This is a genomic window from Bacillus sp. JJ722, assembly GCF_036963345.1.
Classification (GTDB): Bacteria; Bacillota; Bacilli; order Bacillales; family DSM-1321; genus Bacillus_AD.
Genome location: NZ_JBALMO010000048.1, coordinates 13,293 through 17,503, shown reverse-complemented (window position 1 = coordinate 17,503; position 4,211 = coordinate 13,293). Strand labels below are relative to the sequence as shown.

4 protein-coding genes are annotated in these 4,211 nt (G+C 33.2%); 3 read left to right on the top strand and 1 reads right to left on the bottom strand.

Annotation, left to right across the window (positions count from 1 at the left end):
• Positions 1-194 precede the first annotated feature (194 nt).
• Complete coding sequence (locus V7014_RS08030; protein ID WP_335505962.1) at positions 195-1,289, top strand: branched-chain amino acid aminotransferase; 1,095 nt, start codon at positions 195-197, stop codon at positions 1,287-1,289.
• 69 nt (positions 1,290-1,358) lie between these two features.
• Here the strand turns inward: V7014_RS08030 and V7014_RS08025 are convergent, their stop codons facing one another.
• Positions 1,359-1,790, bottom strand: a complete 432-nt coding sequence (locus V7014_RS08025; RefSeq protein ID WP_335505960.1) for an Rrf2 family transcriptional regulator — start codon at positions 1,788-1,790, stop codon at positions 1,359-1,361.
• Between the two features lie 173 nt (positions 1,791-1,963).
• Here V7014_RS08025 and hmpA point away from each other — a divergent pair, with 173 nt between their 5' ends.
• Positions 1,964-3,187 carry an NO-inducible flavohemoprotein gene (gene hmpA, locus V7014_RS08020; protein WP_335505958.1) on the top strand — a complete coding sequence of 408 codons (1,224 nt, stop codon included), beginning with the start codon at positions 1,964-1,966 and terminating at the stop codon, positions 3,185-3,187.
• Between the two features lie 294 nt (positions 3,188-3,481).
• The coding region (locus V7014_RS08015) for a FadR/GntR family transcriptional regulator (RefSeq protein ID WP_335505964.1) at positions 3,482-4,211 on the top strand (730 nt) is incomplete at its 3' end.

The window sequence follows — 4,211 nt, the reverse complement described above, 5'->3', positions numbered from 1 at the left end:
TATATATACTGCTATAATTAAAAAAGGTATTTTTTAAACAAGATATATTAACAACACAATTATTAGAAAAGATGAATTTTTTCCTATTTCAACTTGATACAGTCAAAGGGTAAGAGTAAAATAAAATTTATCATATTTTTCTGATAAATAATAACTCAAGCTCGAAAAGTTTATTAAGCAAAGGAGACGCAATAATGACAAATAATACAATAGAAGTTTTGCTTACTAGTGAAAGAAAAGAAAAACCAGAAGATTCAGCACTACAGTTTGGTAAAGTATTTACCGACCATATGTTTGTGATGGAATATTCAACGGAGAAAGGTTGGCATGATGCGAAAATCCAACCATACCAACCTTTAAGTTTGGATCCAGCTTGTATGGTTTTCCATTATGGACAAACAGTATTTGAAGGTCTTAAAGCATATCGTACGAAAGAAGACAAAATCGTGCTATTTAGACCTGAAAAGAACTTTGAACGTCTGAATCTTTCAAATGAACGTCTTTGTATTCCTCAATTCGATGAAGAGCTAGCTTTAGAAGGTTTAAAGAAACTTATTGAAATTGATAAAGATTGGGTACCTCATACAAAAGGAACATCCCTTTACATCCGACCATTTATTATTGCGACGGAGCCCTTCTTAGGAGTAAATCCATCTGGGAAATATAAGTTCATCATCATTATGTCACCAGTCGGTGCTTACTATAAAGGTGGTATTAATCCTGTAAAAATCGCTGTTGAAAATGAGTATGTTCGTGCTGTTAAAGGCGGTACAGGTACAGCAAAAACAGGTGGTAACTATTCTGCGAGCTTGAAAGCTCAAGAAATTGCAAGTGCGAGCGGTTGTTCACAAGTTCTATGGCTTGATGGTGTTGAGAAGAAATATATTGAAGAAGTAGGCGCAATGAACGTGTTCTTCAAAATTAACGGAGAAGTAGTAACTCCAATGTTAAATGGTAGTATCCTTCATGGTGTAACACGTGCATCGGTTATTGAACTTTTGAAATATTGGAATGTTCCAGTTTCTGAACGAAAAATTTCAATTGCTGAAATCTTCGAAGCATATGATAACGGTCAATTAGAAGAAGCTTGGGGTACTGGTACAGCAGCTGTTATTTCTCCAGTTGGAAGTTTAGTTTGGGAAGGTAAAACAATTAATATTAACGATAATAAAATTGGTGAATTATCACAAAGAATCTATGATACTATCACAGGTATTCAAACATGTGAACTGGAAGATCCATTTAACTGGGTTAAAGATGTAAGTTCAAATGCTTCTGTAGAGGCATAAATTTTTCTAACTAAAAATAGGCATTCCTTAATACTATTAAGGGGATGCCTATTTTTGCTATTTATATTATTAGCTATCAAATAACTCACGAAGTTTAATTTTATTTTTTGAAATGTCATCCAGCGTATACCCATCTAGCACTTTTAAGAATGCGTACATAGCTTGATTTAATACACCTTTTAACGTACAAAGTGAAGTAATTGGACAAGTATCATGATCTTTAGAAAAACACTCAACGATATTAAAGTCCTCTTCCGTTTCCCTCACTAATTTACCAATATTAATTTCAGAAGGAGATTTAGCTAAGCGAATCCCGCCATTTCGTCCTCGGATTGTTTCAATATATCCAAGCTTGCCTAAATTATAAATAATCTTCATTAAATGGTTTTTTGAAATTCCATATGCATTTGCAATATCTTGAATCGTACTTAATTGGTTATCATGGATATGTAAATAGAGCAATACTCTAATAGAATAGTCGGTATAACTAGTTAATCTCATATATGGATTCCTCACTATATCATAGTGTTGTTTATTATATAGTACCATATCATTCGCAAATTGGACACAATTGAAAGAAAAGTAGTATTTTAAATATTGCTTTTAAATAACTAGGTAATTATAATAAAGGAGTATTGGGAATACTACTTTAATTTAATAAAGGGGTAATAGTAATGTTAAGTCAAAAATCAATTGATATTGTAAAATCAACTGCACCTGTTCTTGCGCTAAAAGGAACAGAAATTACAACTGTTTTTTATAAAAACATGTTTAATGCTCATCCTGAATTATTGAATATTTTTAATCATGCAAACCAAGAAAAAGGCAGACAGCAAACAGCTTTAGCGAATACAGTGTATGCTGCTGCAACTTACATCGATCAATTACATGTGTTGCTTCCAGCTGTAAAACAAATTGCTCATAAACATCGTAGTCTTGTCGTTAAACCAGAGCATTATCCAATTGTTGGAGAATATCTACTTAAAGCTATTAAAGAAGTGTTGGGTGATGCAGCAACAGATGAGATTCTCGAAGCTTGGGGAGAAGCTTACGGTGTAATTTCAGATGTATTTATTTCGGTAGAACAAGAAATGTATGATGAAGCAAAATCTAATGTTGGTGGATGGGATACATTTAAAGAGTTTAAAGTTGTGAAAAAAGAGAAAGAAAGTGATGAAATTACATCATTCTATTTCCAACCGGTTGATGGGAAACAATTACCTGCTTTTAAATCAGGACAATATATTACGGTCCGTTTAAGTATTCCTGGAGAGGATTATTTATTAAATCGTCAATACAGCTTGTCTAATGCATCAGGAGACGACTATTTCCGCATTTCTGTAAAACGTGAACAACAAGAGGGAACACCAGATGGAAAAGTATCTAATTACGTACATGACCATTTGAATGTTGGTGATGTTTTAGATGTAACAGCTCCAGCTGGAGACTTCGTATATGAAGTAGACGAAACAAAACCTGTTCATTTCATAGCAGGTGGTGTAGGAATTACACCTTTCATGAGTATGTTACATACTCTAGCAAATGAAAAAACAACTAAAGAAATTTCATTACTACATGCGACAAAGAATAACTCAGTTCAAGCATTTGTGAATGAAATTGCTCAAATAAATGAAGTACTACCAAACTTTAATGCTATTTCTTTCTACGAAGAATTAATTGGAGAGACTTCTACGTCTCCTGCTATTAAAGAAGGAAGAGTAACTGAAGAAGTGCTTAAAGAATTAGTGAACAAAGGCGACGCAGAATACTATGTTTGTGGACCAGTTCCATTCATGAAATATATCATTACAACGTTATATGCATTAGGTGTTCCTAAAGAACAAGTGAAATTTGAGTTCTTTGGCCCATCAATGAACATCGAAGAAGCATCAGCTTAATAGATGAGAAAAAGTCATAAAGACCGGATTCGGACTTTATGGCTTTTTTTGCTGTTTAGGCACTATTTTTACTCATAAATATTCGAACAATACATTGTTCTAAATAATCAATAGTAAATAATAATTAGTTTTTAACAAATAGAATGATACGTAATGGTAGAATCATACAAGAAAAGTAATAGAAGGATGTTTTCTTTACAAATATTGTAGTTTTCCTATAATTAGAGGTAATGGTATGAAAAGTATACCAATAGAAATATACGCGAACGGAAATTGAGGTGCAGAATTATGGCGATTGAATACAAGCGAATAAAGGCAAAAAAAATAAATGAAGAAGTAGCTGACACACTGTATGAAATGATACAAAGAGGAGAGTTGAAACCAGGTGACAAATTGGATTCTGTCCAACAACTTGCTGAGAATTTTCAAGTTGGGAGATCTGCTATTCGAGAAGCGTTAAGTGCGCTAAGAGCGCAAGGGCTTGTAGAAATGAAGCAAGGAGAAGGGACATATGTAAGACAGTTTGATGCTAGTAAACTAGATTTCAGTTTTTCCTCTGCCATTTTGATGAATAAAGCTGACATTGTAAATATGTTGGAAGTAAGAAAAATTATCGAAATGGGTGCGGTAGGTTCTGCTGCAGAAAATCGAACAGCAGAAGATATAGAGCAGCTTAAAGAAATACTAGAAAACATGAAAGATACTTTTGGTGATGAAGAAGGAGAAGAGAAGGCAGATATATTGTTTCATTTGACTATTGCAAAATCATCACAAAATCCAATGTTATATAAGTTAATGCAAAATGTATCAAGTATGATGGCGATTCATATGAAAGAAACTCGGAATATTTGGTTGTATTCTGAAGGGGTTACAGAGGATAATGTATATATGGATCATGGTCGAATTCTTGATGCGATTATCGATCAAGATAAAGAGAAGGCGCAAAAGTTAATGTGGGACCATTTAACAGTCGTAGAGCAAAATTTATCTGCTTATTATAAAACTAATCAAAAAGGAAAAGATT

Excerpts from the sequence above, each read along its gene's own strand:
- V7014_RS08030 (WP_335505962.1), top strand. The coding sequence starts at position 195 with ATGACAAATAATACAATAGAAGTTTTGCTTACTAGTGAAAGAAAAGAA.
- V7014_RS08025 (WP_335505960.1), bottom strand. The coding sequence starts at position 1,790 with ATGAGATTAACTAGTTATACCGACTATTCTATTAGAGTATTGCTCTAT.
- hmpA (WP_335505958.1), top strand. The coding sequence starts at position 1,964 with ATGTTAAGTCAAAAATCAATTGATATTGTAAAATCAACTGCACCTGTT.